22 protein-coding genes are annotated in these 19,713 nt (G+C 36.0%); 3 read left to right on the top strand and 19 right to left on the bottom strand.

Annotation, left to right across the window (positions count from 1 at the left end):
• Positions 1 to 281: 281 nt before the first annotated feature.
• Positions 282 to 803, top strand: coding sequence for an ECF transporter S component (locus PZE06_RS09795; RefSeq protein ID WP_150915510.1), 522 nt, complete (start codon positions 282 to 284; stop codon positions 801 to 803).
• A gap of 199 nt (positions 804 to 1,002) precedes the next feature.
• Here the strand turns inward: PZE06_RS09795 and PZE06_RS09790 are convergent, their stop codons facing one another.
• The 16 genes from PZE06_RS09790 to PZE06_RS09715 all read right to left on the bottom strand — a co-directional run bounded on the left by PZE06_RS09790 (position 1,003) and on the right by PZE06_RS09715 (position 16,147).
• Positions 1,003 to 1,356, bottom strand: coding sequence for a hypothetical protein (locus tag PZE06_RS09790; protein ID WP_150915509.1), 354 nt, complete (start codon positions 1,354 to 1,356; stop codon positions 1,003 to 1,005).
• 324 nt (positions 1,357 to 1,680) lie between these two features.
• The gene (locus tag PZE06_RS09785; protein ID WP_150915508.1) at positions 1,681 to 2,766 is read right to left on the bottom strand and encodes a P1 family peptidase; all 1,086 of its coding nucleotides are present in this window, start codon (positions 2,764 to 2,766) and stop codon (positions 1,681 to 1,683) included.
• A gap of 341 nt (positions 2,767 to 3,107) precedes the next feature.
• The gene (queE, locus tag PZE06_RS09780; protein WP_150915507.1) at positions 3,108 to 3,833 is read right to left on the bottom strand and encodes a 7-carboxy-7-deazaguanine synthase QueE; all 726 of its coding nucleotides are present in this window, start codon (positions 3,831 to 3,833) and stop codon (positions 3,108 to 3,110) included.
• On the bottom strand, positions 3,826 to 4,305 hold the full coding sequence (gene queD, locus PZE06_RS09775; protein ID WP_150915584.1) for a 6-carboxytetrahydropterin synthase QueD: 480 nt from the start codon (positions 4,303 to 4,305) through the stop codon (positions 3,826 to 3,828). Before queD ends, queE begins: the two co-directional genes overlap by 8 nt.
• Complete coding sequence (queC, locus tag PZE06_RS09770) at positions 4,305 to 4,973, bottom strand: 7-cyano-7-deazaguanine synthase QueC (RefSeq protein WP_150915506.1); 669 nt, start codon at positions 4,971 to 4,973, stop codon at positions 4,305 to 4,307. The genes queD and queC overlap by 1 nt, the downstream gene beginning before the upstream one ends.
• A 451-nt stretch (positions 4,974 to 5,424) precedes the next feature.
• Positions 5,425 to 5,649 carry a hypothetical protein gene (locus PZE06_RS09765; RefSeq protein WP_095313402.1) on the bottom strand — a complete coding sequence of 75 codons (225 nt, stop codon included), beginning with the start codon at positions 5,647 to 5,649 and terminating at the stop codon, positions 5,425 to 5,427.
• 244 nt (positions 5,650 to 5,893) lie between these two features.
• On the bottom strand, positions 5,894 to 7,042 hold the full coding sequence (locus PZE06_RS09760) for a PstS family phosphate ABC transporter substrate-binding protein (RefSeq protein ID WP_150915505.1): 1,149 nt from the start codon (positions 7,040 to 7,042) through the stop codon (positions 5,894 to 5,896).
• Between the two features lie 644 nt (positions 7,043 to 7,686).
• The gene (locus PZE06_RS09755) at positions 7,687 to 9,366 is read right to left on the bottom strand and encodes a hypothetical protein (protein WP_150915504.1); all 1,680 of its coding nucleotides are present in this window, start codon (positions 9,364 to 9,366) and stop codon (positions 7,687 to 7,689) included.
• 243 nt (positions 9,367 to 9,609) lie between these two features.
• Positions 9,610 to 9,789 (bottom strand): sulfurtransferase TusA family protein, encoded by a 180-nt coding sequence (locus tag PZE06_RS09750; protein WP_225310670.1) that lies wholly within the window; start codon positions 9,787 to 9,789, stop codon positions 9,610 to 9,612.
• A gap of 69 nt (positions 9,790 to 9,858) precedes the next feature.
• Positions 9,859 to 11,085, bottom strand: coding sequence for a selenium metabolism membrane protein YedE/FdhT (gene yedE / locus PZE06_RS09745; protein ID WP_150915503.1), 1,227 nt, complete (start codon positions 11,083 to 11,085; stop codon positions 9,859 to 9,861).
• 35 nt (positions 11,086 to 11,120) lie between these two features.
• Positions 11,121 to 11,459, bottom strand: a complete 339-nt coding sequence (locus PZE06_RS09740; RefSeq protein ID WP_150915502.1) for a DsrE family protein — start codon at positions 11,457 to 11,459, stop codon at positions 11,121 to 11,123.
• Positions 11,460 to 11,775: 316 nt separating this feature from the next.
• A complete protein-coding gene (locus PZE06_RS09735) occupies positions 11,776 to 12,243 on the bottom strand; it encodes a CD3072 family TudS-related putative desulfidase (protein ID WP_150915501.1) in 468 nt (155 codons plus the stop codon).
• Positions 12,233 to 12,811 carry a CD3073 family putative ECF transporter S component gene (locus PZE06_RS09730; RefSeq protein WP_150915500.1) on the bottom strand — a complete coding sequence of 193 codons (579 nt, stop codon included), beginning with the start codon at positions 12,809 to 12,811 and terminating at the stop codon, positions 12,233 to 12,235. The genes PZE06_RS09735 and PZE06_RS09730 overlap by 11 nt, the downstream gene beginning before the upstream one ends.
• Positions 12,812 to 13,035: 224 nt before the next feature.
• Positions 13,036 to 13,671: a pentapeptide repeat-containing protein gene (locus tag PZE06_RS09725; RefSeq protein ID WP_150915499.1), complete on the bottom strand. Its 636-nt coding sequence runs from the start codon at positions 13,669 to 13,671 to the stop codon at positions 13,036 to 13,038.
• A gap of 351 nt (positions 13,672 to 14,022) precedes the next feature.
• The gene (locus tag PZE06_RS09720) at positions 14,023 to 15,429 is read right to left on the bottom strand and encodes a DHA2 family efflux MFS transporter permease subunit (protein ID WP_150915498.1); all 1,407 of its coding nucleotides are present in this window, start codon (positions 15,427 to 15,429) and stop codon (positions 14,023 to 14,025) included.
• A gap of 202 nt (positions 15,430 to 15,631) precedes the next feature.
• Positions 15,632 to 16,147: a DoxX family membrane protein gene (locus PZE06_RS09715; protein ID WP_150915497.1), complete on the bottom strand. Its 516-nt coding sequence runs from the start codon at positions 16,145 to 16,147 to the stop codon at positions 15,632 to 15,634.
• Positions 16,148 to 16,392: 245 nt separating this feature from the next.
• On the opposite strand from PZE06_RS09715, the gene PZE06_RS09710 reads away from it, so the two are divergent.
• Entirely contained in the window at positions 16,393 to 16,833 is a 441-nt protein-coding gene (locus PZE06_RS09710) for a cell wall hydrolase (protein ID WP_150915496.1), read from the top strand.
• 86 nt (positions 16,834 to 16,919) lie between these two features.
• Here the strand turns inward: PZE06_RS09710 and PZE06_RS09705 are convergent, their stop codons facing one another.
• The 3 genes from PZE06_RS09705 to PZE06_RS09695 all read right to left on the bottom strand — a co-directional run bounded on the left by PZE06_RS09705 (position 16,920) and on the right by PZE06_RS09695 (position 18,820).
• Positions 16,920 to 17,594, bottom strand: a complete 675-nt coding sequence (locus PZE06_RS09705) for a DUF1129 family protein (protein ID WP_150915495.1) — start codon at positions 17,592 to 17,594, stop codon at positions 16,920 to 16,922.
• Positions 17,591 to 17,926 (bottom strand): PadR family transcriptional regulator, encoded by a 336-nt coding sequence (locus tag PZE06_RS09700; protein ID WP_150915494.1) that lies wholly within the window; start codon positions 17,924 to 17,926, stop codon positions 17,591 to 17,593. Before PZE06_RS09700 ends, PZE06_RS09705 begins: the two co-directional genes overlap by 4 nt.
• Positions 17,927 to 18,304: 378 nt before the next feature.
• A complete protein-coding gene (locus tag PZE06_RS09695) occupies positions 18,305 to 18,820 on the bottom strand; it encodes a DoxX family protein (RefSeq protein ID WP_150915493.1) in 516 nt (171 codons plus the stop codon).
• Between the two features lie 434 nt (positions 18,821 to 19,254).
• Here PZE06_RS09695 and PZE06_RS09690 point away from each other — a divergent pair, with 434 nt between their 5' ends.
• A complete protein-coding gene (locus PZE06_RS09690) occupies positions 19,255 to 19,392 on the top strand; it encodes a hypothetical protein (protein ID WP_191963208.1) in 138 nt (45 codons plus the stop codon).
• Positions 19,393 to 19,713: the final 321 nt, after the last annotated feature.

Genomic DNA, 19,713 nt, shown 5'->3' with positions numbered 1-19,713 from the left:
CGTTTCCATTCCCCCTGTTTAAAAAGTTCACTATATTTTTATGCAATTACTGTGCCAACTCATTAGTTCAAGTATTTATTGTTGTTTCAATAATAATGGGAGACGGTTCTCTTTCTTTTTTAAAAAATGAGACGATAAATCGGCTGAGTTTGCCGAACTTTCGTAAAATTATGATTTAACATATATATTTAGCCTTTAAAAGTAAGCATGAATAAAAAATATTTATTAAATTGAGTAAATCTAGTATGATAGTAATTAAAAAAATAGGAAGAGGTACGTCGATGAATTCAACTTTGGCACCAAAACAAGCAGTGAAAACCAAAATATTAGTAATCAATGCTCTTTTTATCGCATTAGTCTTTGTATCGACAATGTTCATTAATATTCGCTTGCCAATCATGGGAAATGGCGGACTGATTCATTTAGGAAATGTTCCCCTTTTGATCGCTGCATTTCTTTATGGAAGAAAATCAGGAGCGATTGCAGGTGCTGTAGGAATGGGATTATTTGACCTCATTTCAGGCTGGACAGCATGGGCGCCTTTTACTTTCGTTATCGTTGGGACAATGGGATATCTTGCTGGGTTGATCGCCGAAAAGCTTCCAGGGAAAAAATTATACGTCTATTCAATGGCTGTAGCCGTTGCTTTAATTATTAAAGTAGTAGGCTACTATTTTGCAGAAGTACTCTTATACAGCAATTGGGTCTTACCATTTGGTTCAGTTCCAGGGAACATCATGCAAGTCGTCATCGCTGGCATCATCGTAATTCCACTTGCAGCACGATTAAAAAGACATTTATAAAATGAGTAAACTGGATGATGCTATCACGAACTTGCTGCGTCATCCAGTTTTGTAATCAATGTCTTTTTTCAACCTCTCACAATGACCATCTTCACAATTTAATATAATGCTGTACATGGCTAGTTTTTCTTATTAGGCAAACTAAAAGCCCTAGTGGAAACACTAGGACTTAAAAGTACGTGATTGATAAAATTATCGCCTACTCACCAGAAACCCAAACTAATTTAATGCTATATTTTGTCGTTCCTTTTGTAAAAACACGATTAAACTTGCCATCCATAATTAATTGCCTTAAAGAACGTTTTGTTTCGTCTGCCCACTCATTGATCTTCCCACGCCCATCATAAGGAAAAACGGAAGACTGTTTCGCATTAATTTTTTCAAGATCATCTCCGTCAAAGTGATGTCGATAATTATAGTTGTAGCTTTCTGATTTGTCCTTTAGTCTAAGTGGTGCACGATCAATTAGTTTGTTTTTGCGATAAAAAGAAATAATATTAGCCTTTCCTGACTTTATTTTATCAATTTCAATGATAATTTCCTTCTCATTCATATGCATAATCTCCATTTCCAAACTATATTTTCGAAGCTTATTAATAGTCAGTATCCCCCTAAACAAAGAAAACCATAATTCTGTTTCTTTCATCGTGCTCTTGCCTGTATAGATTACTGTTGTCCCTTCCTTTGAATTTACCTTGTTCCATTAACAAAAAAGCTTGCAGACCTGTTTTTCATTAAACTCGCCTGCAAGCATTAAGTTAGAATCTCGTTACTTTCATGATACACTTATTTTTGCTAAATTGCGAATTTATTTGGTGTATGCTTACTTAATCATCTGTAGCAAACATTCAAGATGGAGAGCAGCTTATAAGATATACTATGATCTGAGGTGATTCAGAGGAAACTCTTTCACCGCTCTTCCTTTCCTTCCATACGTCGTTTTTGCACTCGTTAATGAATTTAAAATTGCCTCTTCAGTTGCTTCAGCAGCTGCGCAAAAAAGCATGTTCATCATATGCCTGTCTTCTCTAAAAAGGAATTGATGCTCTTTCTTATCGCTTGAAAAATGAGGTAATGTCTGTGAGGTTGAAAAGGCAATTACAATATCTCCACTTCCGTGACTCATATGGCTTCCTGTTCTTCCGAGACCGATTCCACATCTTTTCGCAATTCTCTGAAGCTGACGTTCATTAACAGGGGCATCAGTAGCCAACACGATCATGATCGATCCGTCTGTTTGTGCATCTTCGTTATTCTTTACAACTTCGGATTTTCCTTCTGTATCAATAAAACGATTATACATGTATAAATCATCTTGAGTACCAAAATTACTCAATACTAGACATCCAACCGTGTAAGCTCCTTGCTCTCCATCATCGACAACCAAACGTGATGAGCAGCCTATTCCACCTTTATAACCGAAACAAACCATTCCTGTCCCTGCTCCTACTGCTCCTTCCGTTACCTTTTCTGTTGAAGCTATCCTGATGGCTTCTTTTGCATGCTTCGGTTTTACTGACATCATTCGAATAGAATTCAAGTAACTATCATTACATTCCCCAACGACGATATTGACAGTACCAGTAGTCTCTCCAATCTCTGGATTTTGCTCTAATAAATATTCTAAAGTTCCTTGTGTTACGGCAGGTATCGCAAATGTATTAGTTAGCATGATCGGAGATTCTAATCTTCCTAATTCGTTCATTTGCACTAAGCCCGTTGATTTGCCAAAACCGTTAAAAACATAGCTTGCTGCTACAACTTTGTTTTGAAAGATATTTTGTTCGTGCGGAAGAATGGCCGTCACACCTGTACATGCCCATTCATTATCGGCATTTGTAAGTGGATGATATAAGGTTACATGACCAACATGAACCCCCTTTACATCAGTAAGACAATTTTTCGGTCCCGATGGCAATTGTCCAACAACAACACCCAATTCTCTTATTTTTTTTCTTTCCATAGACATCCCCTCTTACGTTATGAGAACCACTCCGTTAGGCTACTCTATTGCCTTTTACATACATGCTATAGTAAATAATTTCTGTAAACAAGCATAAAAATCAGAAATCATGATAATCCCTTTATAAGAGTCAACTCTATATAAATATTTGCCTTGCATAGCCCAATGTGGTGATAACTAAACGCTCTCTTTCAATGATATTGTTTCATATCTCCCTTTTCCATCATCAGGTGGATTAGAAACGAAAAAAACTGTAGACAACTCTATTTCAAAAGATTGTCTACAGTTTGAACGAAGGATAAAGTTGACAGTTTTGCTTTCTTCAAACGTTAAGCTATATTCTAAACGCCACGTTTATTGCCCCAAATAAGTGTATGGAGTTGTGGAAGTACTTTCACATTATTTAATGTATGATCCGCTATCGTTTTATTGATCAGCCATTCATACTTGTTTAATAACTGACGAATAAGTGTCTCATTATCTTCTGTTTTGCTGTCATCATTGCCTACTTGTAAATAAAATGGTAAATTCGGATAACGCAGATGGAGCTTTTTTGCATACAAAAAGTCCTCATCATCAAAAATTACAACTTTCAAGCTAATCTGACCTGAACTTGACTCGATATAATTATTAATAATTGTATCAAGTACCGCAAAGTCTGTGTTCATCCCTGAACTTGGAGGTTTTGGAGAAATAGTCAACTGATCGATCTGAAGGAACCAATCTTGCCATTTAGACCCTTGCGTTTCTAAACCAATATTGATACGCTTTGCTTTTAACAAAGCGATTAAATACGAAAGATTCTTTAACAGGGCTGGGTTTCCTCCTGATAAAGTGACGAAGGAAAACCCATCGCCACCAATTCTTTTTAATTCATGCCAAATCTCTTCCGCTTCCATTTGTTTAATTAAGCTTTTACCTGATCCATCCCAAGTGAAAGCAGAGTCACACCAAGAACAAGAGTAGTCACATCCAGCAGTGCGGACAAACATTGTTTTTTGACCAATAACCATTCCTTCCCCTTGAATAGTGGGTCCAAAAATTTCCATTACTGGAATTTTACTCATTCTCCATCCACTCCCGTCTTGCCTCGGCATAGCTTGTAGGTGTTTCAAATAAACGGATAAATTCAACTCTAGTATTTGGATATGAGTCGGCTAATGCGACCTGTAATTTTTCATAGATCCACACAACCATATTTTCTGCAGTTGTGTTCATTTTTGGCAACGTTTCATTTAAATAGCGATGATCTAAGAAAATTTCGATTTCCTCTTTCCAAATCTTTTTCAGATCAGCAAAATCTATGACAAGACCAAGCTCGTCCGTAAAGCCGCTCACACCTAAAATGACTTTATACGTATGTCCGTGAAGGTTTTTACATTTTCCTTCATAACAATGGAGATGATGAGCTGCATCAAAGGTAAATTCCTTGCTTACTAAAACACGTCTCTGATGATATTTTAATTCATTTTTTTGAATGTCTTTATCTATTTTTTGCAATTGATCAACGATGCGAAAACCGAACATAGACTGATCCATCATCCCCTCACTCCTTCACGTGTGGAAAGATAGCTTTCTAAACCGTTTTTTCTTAGCTTACAAGCAGGACACTCCCCGCAGCCATCACCAATAATCCCATTGTAGCAAGTAAGTGTTTTTTCACGGACAAATTCCAATCTATTAAGCTCATCAGCCATTTTCCACGTTTCTTCCTTGTTTAGCCACATCAATGGTGTATGAATGACAAATTCCTTATCCATGGATAAATTGATGGTAACATTTAATGATTTAATAAAGGCATCACGACAATCAGGATAACCGCTGAAATCAGTCTCACAGACACCTGTTATAATATGTTTTGCATTGACTTGACTAGCAAGGATTGCGGCGAATGAGAGAAAAATAAGGTTTCTTCCAGGTACAAAAGTAGACGGAAGCTCACCATCATCCCCTTCTTCAATTTTAATATCAGCTCTTGTCAACGCATTGGGCGTTAATTGATTCAGTAAATTCATATCTAAAATATGGTGATTTACATTCACCTCTTTTGCAATCTTTTTGGCACACTCAATTTCCTCAATATGTCGTTGATTATAATTAAATGTAACCACCTCAACTTCCTTAAACGTTTCGAGTGCCCAAAACAAACAAGTCGTGCTATCTTGTCCGCCACTAAAGACAACAATCGCTTTTTCATCTTTTAACATACAAATGACTCCTTTTCAAAAGAAAAAACAGTACCCCAAGATCGAAGTACTGCTTCATCTTAGTTTTTTTAGAGAGGGGTGCTAGAACCTCTTTTATTCGGCTATTATAATACTAGCATAATTTTTCTAAAAGGGGTACTCGTATGAACATAATGACATGAGATTATGTGCTATTACCCATTCCATCTAGAATTATGTAATACCTAGTATCAGAAAATTCTGAAATCAATTCATGATATCTGGTTTTATTATGTAACCGACTTATTTTTTACTCTTTTTTCTGATAATATGAAACAATAGAGAGAACTTGTTTCTCGCATCGCTTCACGGTTTTAGAGGTCATTTTCAGCCTGGCTAATAGGTATGAAACCAAGGCTTCACACTTGATTAGCCAAAAATCGTAACTTAACAGAAAAAGCCTCCTAAAAAATCATTAGTGAGGCGGTTTAAATTACAATATTTTCTTTTGCTCTAACTTATCTTCACTTACCATTTGTTCCAATTCAAGTCTCATTTTCTCAGTTTCTATTAAAAAATTTTGATGTTTCAGTTTCTCCAATTCCAATTGATCTTTAATCATCTTATGCTTCATCTTCGTTTGCTTTTGAAAATGGTCAGTAATAATAGCAACGAGTGGGATCGAAAATATCATGATGACAGTCACTGTTCCAGTCATAAAAATCCTCCTGACGAAATATTATTATGCTTACATTTTACACCAGAAATTATTCACAAGGAATGATTTTATGAAAATTACAGTTATTGATTTTTTTCGATGACAAAACTAGAAATGCGATTTTTGATGCTCATAACAATATACATTTCCTTTAAAGCGTTTTGAATGAGCATGGCAGTATCGCTTCACTTTACGAGAAACTACTTTACCACAAGTTTTACAAGTGGAATTTTTTCTTTCTCCGTCATTTTACTGGAACATACCCAGTCTGTTCCACGATATATTGTCCTTGCTCAGAAAGCATCCAATTGATGAACCCCTCGACATGAGGATTTGTATTTCCACTTGTAGTTACCGCGTAAAGTGGAGCAACGATTGGATAAGAATCGTTTTGAATATTTTCTTTGCTAGGTGTCATTCCGTTAATCGCGATATATTTAATTTTACCATTCTCCACCATGTTTTGTGAAAAATGCCTAAAAGAAAAGCCGATCGCATTGGTGCGATTTTGATAATTGGTGGTTTCGGTAATAATCCCTCCCATGGCCGAAACGATATCTTCTGATGGCGGTTCCATTAAAGGTACATCGCCCATCACGTTTATTAAAGCTGATTGACTCCCGCTGCCTTCAGGACGTTGAAAAGCACGGATTTCCTCATTCTTTCCACCAAGCTGCCTCCAATTGGTGATTTTTCCCGAGTAGATCGCTTGAATCTGTTCCATTGTTAGTTCATTAATCGGATTTTTAGAATGAACAAAAAAAACAAATGCTTCTCTCCCAATCGGTGTTAAATTCAATTCAATCCCAAGCTCTTCCGCATTGCGCATCTGTTTTTCCGATGGCTGCGCAATAAAAATAAGATCTACATCGCCTTTTAATAGACGGTCAAAAGCTCCGCTTGTCTGACTTGAAACAACTTCACTATCGTGAAGTGAATAATCCTTTTTTGGATATACCGCTTGGGCAAAAGCAGAGTATACAGGATATAGCGCTGTGGCACCATCTAACTTAGGAAGATCATCGGCGATTTTCAGTGTTGAAGGTTCTTCCAGCGAAACAAGTTTCGAGCCTTCAACAAACGGGGTGTACTCTGTTAAATCAACATCTTGGGTGCTCACCACTTCAAGTGATTTTTCATAAGCTTCATATCCTTCATATGAAACGATTGAAACAATAGCAGCTGTAATAAAAACCATTGTACATCTCTTAAACAGTTTACTCTGAGCTTTTCCATAAATCAGGAAAATAATCATTATAATGACGGCAATTGTAAAAATAGGAATAAAATATAAATAAAATGGTTTGTAACCAAGCAATGAAATAAAAATGGTCGTTGCAAATCCCAAAAATCCCAACAATAAAATCGTTAATATTGAGGCAAATAGCTTCATCCATTCTTCCTCCCTAAATAAATTAAAACACTATAGTGTAATTTTACACATTTAGTGCTATTTGTCAATAATATTTAGCAAGATCAACCATATTTGGAAAACGCCATTTTTAATAAACATATGTATTGCTAGTGTTTAAGTTTTTGCTTTTGTAACGCTCTGTCGAAGAGCAGAGATAGATCGATGAAGCTTTAATGATAAGAAACTTCACTTTACTCCTAATGGACTAGAACTTAAACTTGTATGGCATTGCCTTCTTGCACAATTCGCCCATTTATTTAAGTGCAAGGTACTAAAAGTAAGCATCGCCTGCATGGACTTGTTTTAATCCCTCTAAAAGTTGTCCATCGCATAACCATGCTTTTCTTTCGCATTACCGTAAAGAGTCGTTCAAACGACTCTTTACGCATGCATATATTTCTTTGACTTTATTTTGTGACGAAGGTGTTCAGCTTCTTCTACATCAGCTTCTGGTCATTTGTACCCTATGTACACTGTTCAAACAAAGGAGCACATACCAATTCACCGAATTCGATTTATACTTTCGATTTCCTTCTTTTTTAGTAGTTGTATAGGAGATATCTCCCCGTACCACCTCTCATATTTTAACAAAATCTAGCATCTGCTCCCTTATCGAAGTAATTCTATTCTAAACCTTCAATCAAAATTTCTTTTGCTGGTAGAAAAAACTCACCTGTATCTAAGTAACGAATATCCACCTTATCACCTTCCTGTAAATAAATAGCAAGGGGATTCGTTTCAGACGAAATGACATAGCTCTGTTTATTATTCAATAAGAAGGTTATTGTCGTAAAATCGCCGACCTTCTCCTTATAAACACGTATAACTGTTCCACTAATTTCCTTTTCCTCTGCTTTTGAGCTTCCATCAACCGTACTACCCCCTCGTTGCAATGCTGTTTTGTAGAGTCTTAAAGCTTCATTTGGTGTATTTGCATACACCGAAATTTCTGGGTTGGCAGCGGAAACGATAAAATAGTTTTGAAGGAAGCCATTTGAATCAAGAACTGGAGTAAGCCAGCTTGCTTCACCATAGAAATTATAGAGAACAGGCATCTGACCCTTCCACTTCTTTTCAATAAATTTCTTTTCAATAATTTGCAGAGCACCTTGTGAATCCATGTAAGACTGTTCAAGATTACCAGTGTAGTATGTTGCTTCACCTGTTCTAGCGTTCGTTAGAGAATAACCCAGCATCGAATCTACATTCTCTTTTGGACTAGTGAAATCAGTGAAATAAAACATATCCCCATTTTCATCAAATATAGGACTAACATTTGCCACTGTTCCTTCATCAGAAGGGAGCTTTACATCTTTCTTTCCAAACTTGCTATTCCAAAATCCGTGAATATAATTTCCAAAATAACTATTGTGTAAGCTGACAACTTCTGGAGAAACAGCACTATCAATAAATTCTGGAATTTCTGCTAAAGGAAAGTCATTTGTTTCTCCTGTCTTTGGGTCTACCATCACAATCCCTTTGACATCAAAGCCATTTCTAGCAGAAATGAATTGTCCATAGGAACGAATATAAAAAGGCTTACCATCATCATCAATTTCTAATTGCACATCCCCATAAAAAATATGATGCGGATATTTCATCCGTATATGGCGTTCAAGATTCTTATGAAGATAGGAAGATGGTGTGTATTCCATTTCAGCTTTCATAAATTTCGGATTGTCACTTGAATCGGTCGCACTGATCGTAAAATAACCTGGTGTATTATCGCCATTTAACCATTTAAAAAAACCTGAAAATTCTACAGGTGCTATATATACATATTCTCCATTGACCTTTTGAATTTGCAAATTCCCAAGTTCGTAATAGCTTGTGTTTGGAACTTGACCAAACGCTTTTTTCATCTTATTTCGAGCAAATTTTGGTGGTACACTTGCTGGCGTTTCACTTTCAGAAAATGTTTCGATTTCGACTTTTTCGGTCATTTTTGCTACTTCATATTTTTCATTCGCATTAAAGACAAATGCTGATAATAATACTGCTCCAAATACTAAACTTCCAAGGAACAATGCTCCTTTGAGCAGCCTTTCTTTTCCAGAAGCTAAAATTGTTCCTAATAGAGTTACAGGGATAGCCAATCCCCATAATGATGTAAAGTTTCGATCAAGATTTGTTACATAGTAGAATGTAAATATGAAAATAATGATAAGAGCAATCCCTATAAGCATTACTCCTATTTTTGATTTCTTTTCCTCATTCTTATTTGTTTTCCTACTAGTAAAGGGAATCAGCACTAGTGCAGAGGCTAATCCCGCGATAAGTGAAAATAAATAAATATTGCCCATCATAACCCTCCTGTAATAAAACCTATAAATAAGTGTACGGATGAGCAAAGCAGAAGTTTCAAAAGCAGAAGATAAGCGCTCCCCTTTAAAAACAGAGGGATGATCTCCCTGTCTGATTTGAGTTGTTTCTTACTATTTTCACCGTTTATTTAAAAAAGAAGCATGATCATAGATACACCTCACAAAAGCGTGCGTCTTTCAATTTTTGCACAAAAAAGGGATGAATACTATGCATATCATCCCCTACCTTACTACTTTTATATAAAAATAAAGATCCTGACCATCCTTTTCTGGTGCAATAACTAACTCATACCCGTGTTTAACAGCTTCTTCGGGTACGCTACGGAACGATTGTGGACAATCAGCAATCACTTCCAATACTTCTCCAATTCTCATCGTTTTCAGCGCATCCAGCGCATAAATAACTGGATATGGTCAAGGTTCACCACGAATATCCAAGGTGTAGTCAATTTCTAGCTCTTGTGACATGGATTAAACCTCCTTAACGGTAATATGTTTAATTTGTTCTTGTTTGATTCCTGTTCCATAGCGAAACCGTTTCTCCCACCAATTTGAAAATAAGAACCATAGCACTAACATAGCTAAAGTACCTAGAAGTGCGCCCGCTGGTCCCCACTCATTGATTAAATTAACCTGTGGCCACCCAGCAGCAAGTGTATTAAAGATGCCAAAGTGATCCCAGCCATAAGAAAGAAGAGTTGCCCCTACAATATTCCCAACACCTACAACCCAAAACAAAACTTGTCCTTCCATTGCACGATACATCATCCCAGTTTCGCACCCTCCAGCAAGAACAATTCCAAATCCAAATAGAAGGCCGCCGATTACTGTACTTGGTGCAGCCATTTTAATAACTTGAGCAGAGCCCGTCTGGATAAAAATAAAAGTAACAATCACACTAATGATCATCCCTACTGCAATCGCCTTTGACATGACCGCACGCCCGCTAATCCAAAGATCACGAAACGCAGATGTAAAGCAAATTTGTCCTCGTTCAATTAATATCCCAAATAATGCTCCCGCAAGTGCACCAACTGCAAGAAGACTGTTTCCAGTTGCAAGAAAATATACAATAATTCCTGCATATACAGAAGCAACGATCCAGCCTAAGACAGGTTGAATATTAGTTTTCTTTATATTTTTCTTTTTTATCTTTCTTTTTCCTTTACCACTTTGAAGGTTTGGTCTTCCAAGCCACCATTTTGTACTGACCACTTTTACTCCTAAAAAGGTTCCAAGCGCTGTCATAATCATAAAAATCCAAGCGTGGAAAGAAAACTGAGGAACCCCCGTGAAAAAGGCAGCTAAGTTGCACCCCATTGCCAGTCTCGCACCAAAGCCTGCAATAATCCCACCAATAAACCCTTGTACAAGACGGCGTTTTTGGCTAGGTATACGAATTTTGAAACTATTGCTTAATAAAATCATCATCATTGCTCCAACAAGCATACCGATCACAATCCAACCATCTGTACGAGTAAGTGGAGATCCGTTTATCCCAATTAACTCAAAATAATCCCAATTGGACACGTCCACACCAAACCATTGTAAAGCATGTCCTCCTAATCTTGTAAACTCACCTGTTACAGCCCACACTGTTCCCGTTATTCCAAAATATAACGCACTTAATAATCCAGCAATTCCCATTGCAACATAAGGGTTCCAATATTCTTTAAATATTTTATCGTATAAATTCATTTTATGATGAAGCTCCTTTAATAAAACTTTTCTACTTAAGATAATGTGATCACTTCATATTTAGAAGATAAGTCAATAAAGTGTTGCATACTGCTGATTTTTCCAACGACTAACTGGTCCTCAAGTTCATAGTAGTCGACACAAGTTTTACAGGCAAGAACGTCAACACCTTTCTTCTCCAGTTCGATTAAGTGAAGAGAAACAAGTGAGCCCTCTGTTAATGTAAGTACACCTCTGTTCATACAAAAAATGGCCTGAGGTAACTCTTCTTTTTGCTTAAGAATGGTAAAGAAAGTTTCCAAAATTCCCTCTCCTAATTCAGCTTCACCCTGCCCAAGCTGATCAGATGAAAGTAAAATAATTTTATTTTCCATAGTTTTCCCCTTCTTAAAGGTTTTTCTTCATTCGATGTTAACTAGCTATAAATCTTGATTCATTCTCACATTTTCAAATTTTAACATTCAATCAACTAGTTTTATTATTCATTATTTAGATAGAATCAATAAATACTAATCTATAATTTGAATACGAGAATCGATATAGTAGAAATTCTCCTTAAACAAATCAACTGTGTAAGTTCCTTTAACTTTGAAAGTATTAAGTAACGCTCCACAAATTTGGATGATTTTAAGGAAAATAGAACGCCCCTCCTTCTGTATTGTTTTACAGTTCAGAGGGTACGTTCACAATTTAACTTCGCAAATAATGTTTTTCTCCATCGAAAACAGGATCTTCATCGTTTGGTAAATACCATTGTGTATGAAGATGAATATGGTGTTTTTTTAAAAGCTTATATAACTCCTCCATATACACACCACGCGTTGGATCGCAGGAAGGACTACTTTGAATAGCAAGTGAGCCGATGATTTCATATCCCGCAAATTTATATTCTTCCAATTGTTCGATAATGGGCAGTAATATTTTTCGACAATGAGTGCGATATTCTTCATTATTATATTCTTCATAAGTCATCGGTGGTCTGTCTAATCCTAAAAAAGTGAACTCAGGGCATGGAAGCTGCAAAATGCCTACTCCCTCACTTTCAATCCACTCAAGCGCTGAAGGAATCGCACCTAGTGCTCTTGCTTCGCCATCAATGACTGTGTTTTGATTTAAAATACAGTGGGAAGATAGCAATATTTTCTTGCTACGCTGCATGTTTATTCACTCCAATATGATATACTTTTAACAGATAAGGGAGTTTAGAAACAATCAACATAACGAGTAAACATGTGACAATTTTATCAAGGAAGTTTCCGGTAATTCTTGATATGAATGTTGATGCAAATACACTTTCCCCCGAAGCTCTTAACCATAAAACGATTACATCCATTCCACTTCCGTTAAGACCACCGAAGACAGCGACTGAAATGGGAGTGCCAATCAACGGTGCAATGATTGCTAAAATAATTCCAGTTAGTAACGCAACATACCACTTCATGAAATTAAATTTTCTTGCCATAAAGCCAACGACAAGTGCGACGGTAATATTAACAATTCCGAAAAATATCGCCGACGGTGATGAAGTAACTCCTAAAACAAGATTGGTTAATAAACCAACAAGAGCTCCCCACCATGGACCAAATAAAACTGCCATCAATACGGTACCAATCGTGTCTAGAAACAATAATGGTATTTTTAATGCACTTACGACGGTTCCTAGCACAACGTTTAATGTGATACACATTGCTCCATAAGTTAAAATCAATGGTTTACTTTTGTTCATATCTTTTCTCCTCTACTAATACTATTACTATTCAAAATATACCATCAATTGGAGAACGTAAGGATAGATTATATCGATATGAACGATAAGTAATAATAGAACAAATCTATTCAAAGCATTTTTTGAAAATGGTTCAAGTAATAATTACAATCGATAAAGAAAACAAATGAACAATTTGCTTACATTTTTACATATAATTTGCCGTTGCAATACCATCAAGACATTTAGTCTTTAATCATTAATCCGAGTAAACTCGCAAATTGCAAAGCCTGATAAGTTGAGACATTACAACCTCTCAAATCTTTTATATTAATGATTAGCTGCTCAAATGTTGAGGTACTAATATCAACCCCTTTTAATGAAGTTTCACTAAAATTAGCTCCTTCTAATTGACACTCATAAAAATCCACATTTTTAAATTTGCAGTTAAAAAAGTCGCTCCCTTTAAGGGAACTATTTTGATAGATAATTTTTTCAAATTTCGAATCAGCAAATGAGGCAAAATTAAGAACAGAATCGATGAACTGAACATTCCCAAAACGGGAGTCAGAAAAATCTACTCCCACTAGCTTACAGTTCCGAAATTCCACTCGGTGAATGGAGGATTTATGTAATTTGACATTTGACAAATCGCAGTGTTCAAAGACAACATCCGTCATATCAATTTGACTTAAATCTGCATTGAGAAAGCTACAACTTTGCATCATAACATCATATAAACGAATGTTGTTGGCAACTTCACTTTCAAACACGGATCCAATTACTTTACCATTTTCCAATGCTAGATCTTCACCGTCAAAAATCTCCAGAAATTCTTTTCGCGATACTTGTCCACTAATTTTGGGAGCAGCTAATTTCATTAAGCCTACCTCTTTCTTTGTTTTAGCTTTGCTAAGCAATACTATTGAGCAAAACCATACTATCTTAATCTTGAATGGAAAAGGAAAGAAACCTCAAACCAATTTAAGATAATAAATGGAATTACACACATATAGATTTAATTAAGATTCCTTAGCAACACAAGTTTTACTAACAATCTATTTTAAAATGATGGCATTTTAAGCTGATTTAACTTTATAGCAAAAAATCTGTCCATGCTGAGAAGGACAGATTTTTATTTTTTAGATTGAACATTCTGGCGTACTCTGCTTCTAAGCACCATCACCACTCTTAATTGTTTACTTTTTTTCTACTTTTTCTCTCATGAGTTCTTAATCTCTTTCATCCAGTTCTTCCTGTGAATTTTTCCTATCTTTAATGAAAAAGGAAATAATCAGCCCACAGAGTGAGAGGAGCGCCACAACCACGAATGCTACATTGGCCCCATAAATGTCTGGATTCATAAGCTCTTTGCTAGTAGCTGATTTTTCTGATGTTGTCATAACAGTGACAAGTATTGCTGTTCCGACAGAAGCAGCAATTTGCCGCATCGTGTTATCCATTGCTGTTCCATGCGGGATTAATCGTTTAGGCAATTGATTTAACCCTGCTGTTGCTATAGGCATCAATACCATTGATAAACCAAGCATTCGAATGCTGTACATAATCGTCAAATATGTCGTTGTCGATGTATCTAAACGTATAAAAGCAAATGAAGAAAGCGTTAAAATAATTAAGCCTACCATCACTAGTTTCTTAGCTCCAAATTTATCAAAAATTCTTCCCGAAATCGGTGACATTAATCCAGTTATGACTGCTCCTGGTAGCAATGTAAGTCCCGCTTCAAAGGCGGTGAAGTCACGCATATTTTGCATATAAAGGGGGATGAGTGTTTCGACTCCTATCAACCCCATAAAAGCGATCATTCCGATTGCTACAGCAAATGGGAAAATTGAATATGTAAAAACGCGAAATTCGAGCATTGGATGCTTTAGCCTTAATTGCCTGTAAATAAAAATGACCAGTGACGTTACTCCTATAGTCAGAGATAATATCGTGATCAGTGCAGACCAGCCATGATTACCTGCTGATGTAAATCCATAAAGCAAACCACCAAAACCGAAAGATGAAAAAATAATTGATGGTATATCAAGCTTTGGCTTTTGTACTTCTGTAACATTTTTTAGAGCGAAAAACGCAATAGCTATATCAATTATTGCGATTGGCAAAATAATATAAAATAATACCCGCCATGAATAGTGTTCCGTTACATAACCTGATAATGCCGGCCCAATTGCCGGTGCAAATGAGATCACCAGTCCGATTAGTCCCATTGCTGCTCCGCGTTTATTCACAGGAAAAATCATTAAAAATACCGTTTGCATCAACGGCATCATTACCCCAGCTCCAGTGGATTGAATGACACGGCCAACTAACAACATTGGAAAATTCGGGGCAATAGCAGCGACAAATGTACCCGCTGCAAATACGCTCATCGCCGTTATAAATAGCTGTCTAGTAGAAAATCGCTCTAATAAAAACGCACTAATTGGAATCATGATGCCGTTCACTAGCATAAAAACAGTTGTTAACCATTGTGCGGTATTAGCTGTAATCCCCATCTCTTCCATAATCGGTGGAATCGCTGTTATCATTAATGTCTGATTTAAAATAGCAATAAACGACCCTGCAAGTAACAGGATCACAATTGTTCTTCTGTTGAAATTTAATTTTTGCATAACATTCCTTCTCTCTTGCTTTTGATTACTTTCTCAAGAATACATGATTCGAACTCAAGATTCTAATAGTTTGTTTCCATTTTAATGAAATTTAGGATCAGTATGGTTTATATAAATTATGTAAGACAAAAGGCAAAAATGGAATCCGAACAACAAAAAAAAGCAGGAAATTTTCCTGCTGTTGGATTGCCTATATTTAAAATCATGTTGGAATTATATGACTTTCTTTATTTCTACTTTTTCTCAATAATTTACGGAGATATGGCAATACGTAGCGATCTAATCCGTATTTACCAGCGTTATAGCCTGCTGCTGCAATAAACACTCCCATCAAAATATCTGTTGGGTTATGAGATACGGTACCGGAAAGCATGAATGAAAAATTCATGACTAGGGCAAAAAATGCTGCCGCTGTTGTCAAACAGCCAAGTATTAAGCCTAAACCTACTAATAATTCTCCCCAAGCAACGAGGGGGCTAAATAAACCTGCATTTGGAACGGCAAAGCTGTCTAAAAATGATACCCAACCACTATACACTGGTGAACCATCAGGTCCGGTTACAGGATTGGCTACTGCACCTTTTAAAAAACCACTTGCATCAAATCCTCCTGTAATTTTTCCCCACCCAGCTGTCATCCAAGCCCAACCAAGATAGATCCTCACGACCGTTAAAAGACCTGCAACAATATTGTTCTCCCTTAATAATTTCCCAATCATGATAATCCCCCTTATCCAACATGTTAATGTTATTATCTTTCTACTTAAAGATTATCATGAACAAAGAATAAATACATTGACTTGTGCACTTATTCACATATTTGATACAAAGTTATGGCAGACTTTTGAACATAATTCATCAATAATTAAATGTGTAGAAAAACTGATCTTTTTTCTTCTAACTTACAGAGATCGATAACATTTTTGTCGTTTTATCTCATACACTTTATTTAGAGGTGATGACAGTGGCAAGGGTAAAATATACAGACAGTGATGTAGCCTTAATGGCTAGAATGATGCGGGCTGAGGCTGAAGGTGAAGGCCGGCTAGGCATGCTTATGGTTGGCAATGTAATTGTTAACCGACTTAAAGCAAATTGTTTAGATTTTGAAGACTTGAGAACGATTTCACATGTTATTTTCCAAGTTCAAGGCGGAAATTATTCTTTTGAAGCTGTACAGAAAGGAAATGTTTTTTATAATCCTGCACGTGCTGTTGAAAAGAAATTAGCGAAACAAACTTTAGATTATTGGCGAGAACACCCTTCTAAATATGCACTATGGTACTTCAATCCATATGCTCCCTGTCCACCAACATGGTATGATCAGCCATTTTCTGGACAATTCAAACAACATTGCTATTATGAACCACAAGCAAATACATGTGAAAGTGTCTATATAGGTTAAAAAGCGCCAACGGCAACAAACTTTTTTCCCTACCATTAATTTCATTTATTCCAAAAGAACTGCCCGTTTTTTACGGGCAGCTTTGCTTAATACTTTTTCATCTGCTTATATACATAAATACTTGCTAAAATTACGAATCCAGTAAGCAAAGATGCCCACCATGAAAATTCAAATGAAGGTCCAATTTTTGGTAGAAACTTGACTATTAGTAAGATAGAAGCCATGCCAATGGCTCCGGTGAGGCCAACTTTAATCATTTCTTTCCATTTACTTTGCTTTTCTTTAAACAAAGTGCCTTCTATAGATTTAATAATATACATTATCGTCACAGTCACAAATGCAGCTATAACGAACGCAACCACAATAACCGTAACCGGATATACTGTTGAATTAACTTCTGTAAATGGTGACAATATTAAGAAAAGAAACCCTCTAATAATAAGAACCCAACCAATAATATTGGCAATAATCCCACCAATGAACGGGAACAGTTCTCGTTTCTTCGATTTTGGAAGCTGCTCGATAATTTCATCTGCATACCCCTTTAAGTCATCACCAAATATATCTTTTCCTGTTTTCCCTATCCGCTGTCCTTCAAGGAGATGATCGAGCAATTCCATTAACACTTCTTCTGTATGCTGTTCAGAAAGTCTGAACTTAAGTCGAATATAGATTAGTAAATCACTATAATATGCTTCATTTTCTGGAGTTAATAATTCTCTTTTGCGATTGTTCTCTTCAATTAATGCCTTAACATTCATAATTGACTTCCTCCCCCTAACAGCAATTCATTGACTGGTTTTGATAATTGACTCCATTCTTTGATTATTTGTTTTAATGCCTTTTGCCCTTCTTCCGTCAAAAAATAATATTTGCGGTTCGGTCCAGAATCAGAAGGACGCATTTCTCCTCTAATTAAGCCATTTTTTTGAAGCCTTAATAAGATCGGATAGATCGTCCCCTCGCTAACATCAGCTAAGCCAATATGAAATAATTTTTGCGAAAGCTCGTAACCGTACACAGGTTCCTTTTCTATGACAGCCAATACACACCCATCTAATATCCCTTTTAATAACTGGCTTCTGATTGACATTGGCATACTCCTTTCTTCACTAGTTTGCAATACAAGATAGTAAAATAAAAAATAAAACTATATGGTATAGCATAATAGCTGGTCAAAAAAAAGCTAACTTGCATTACATAATAGTTGTTTTTAGTGTAGCATCTTTTTAAATTTTTTGTCAAGGTATCTTTTTAACATCACTAATATAGCCTTATTTCATCTGAATTTTATCGTTTGCTTGATTCCAATATGAAAGAATTAATAACAGGATACTAACCGGGACATATGAGAAATGTGACAGATAAGCTTAATAAGAATCCTCACAAGGAATCCCAGTAGTTCTGCTCCATAATGTCTTTATTTCGAGAAAAGGCAGTGAAACCAAGTCTCACTGCCCTCTTCTCTGATTTAAGCAGACATCGTTTGCCCTGCTTCGTTTTTGCCTTTCCCTGTTAATTTACGAAGATACGGTAATACATAGCGATCTAAACCGTATTTACCAGCATTGTAGCCAGCAGCTGCAATAAATACGCCCATCATAATGTCTGTAGGATTATGAGATACTGTCCCAGATAACATAAATGAGAAGTTCATAACTAAGGCAAAAAATGCTGCTGCTGTTGTTAAGCAACCAAGAATAAGCCCTAATCCTACGAGAAATTCACCCATTGGAATTAAGAAATTAAATAGTCCTGCATTCGGAAGGGCGAAACTTTCAAGAAAAGCTACCCAACCGCTATATACTGCTGTTCCATCTGGACCCATTACTGGGTTTGCAACCGCACCATTTAAAAACCCGCTTGCATCAAAACCACCAGTTAATTTTCCCCACCCTGCTGACATCCAAGCCCAGCCTAAATATATGCGGACCACTGTTAATATTCCTGCAACGATGTTATTCTCTCTTAATAATTTGCCTAACATAATAATCTCCCCTTACTAAGGTATAAATGATGAATATATGATAATTTCTTCCTGTGATAAGATTATCACTTATACTTTTAAAAAAATATAAGTTTGTGCAATTATTCACAAATATGAAACAAAGTTTTGACGTTTTTGTGAACATCAGTATTTTAGCAGCTTATTGCAACTTATCTTTGATTTTGTTGAAACGGTATTGTTGATAAAATGGCTTTTACTTTTGGCTCATTACGCTTAACAAAATGATTGAAAAATTATTGCCGATAGTCTTATCTTTTAAAAAAATTTATACGACCGACAAATTTGATTTAGATTTAGAGAATGATATGGTAAATAGTTATGTTGTTTCCATTTATAACAATGGTAGCTGCCACAACAAAGAGAATCATGAAAGGAACTTTAGACTATTGAAAATAATAAGTTTGGAGGTTGCTATGAAAAATAATGAGTATATTCTTTCAAAGGAATGGCTTGAATTAGTCTTTACAGCAATGCAATCTGAGAGAACAAAAGAAGAATTTCAGGAGTTCTTAAAAAGTAAAAATGAGGAGATCAACAAGAAGAATCTTTAATTTTTACTACCCGCTACCTCCTGTAAGGAGCGGCTAAAGAAAAAGTTAAAAACAACTTTTCGTATTGGCTATTGGAGGGATCCATGTAGGCACTATCATGGGAAGCAGAGCACAGATTGTCATAAATAACGACATTTAAAAATGACAAGAAAGAAGGTACATTCTTGACAGAATAAAAAAAGAAAGCTCAAAACTTAATATGGTACCTGTAGTTAAGACACTCAAAAAAAGAGTGTTTTATCTACAGGTATTTTTTAATATACTTGAATTTCAAGATATGGGGATTAGGTGAGACAACATGAGTAAGATTACATTTTCAGC

The organism is Robertmurraya sp. DFI.2.37, from assembly GCF_029211245.1.
In the GTDB taxonomy this organism is placed as follows: Bacteria; Bacillota; Bacilli; order Bacillales; family Cytobacillaceae; genus Robertmurraya; species Robertmurraya methanolica_A.
The sequence above is the reverse complement of the archived record's forward strand: the minus strand, read 5'-3'. Positions and strand labels throughout refer to the sequence as shown.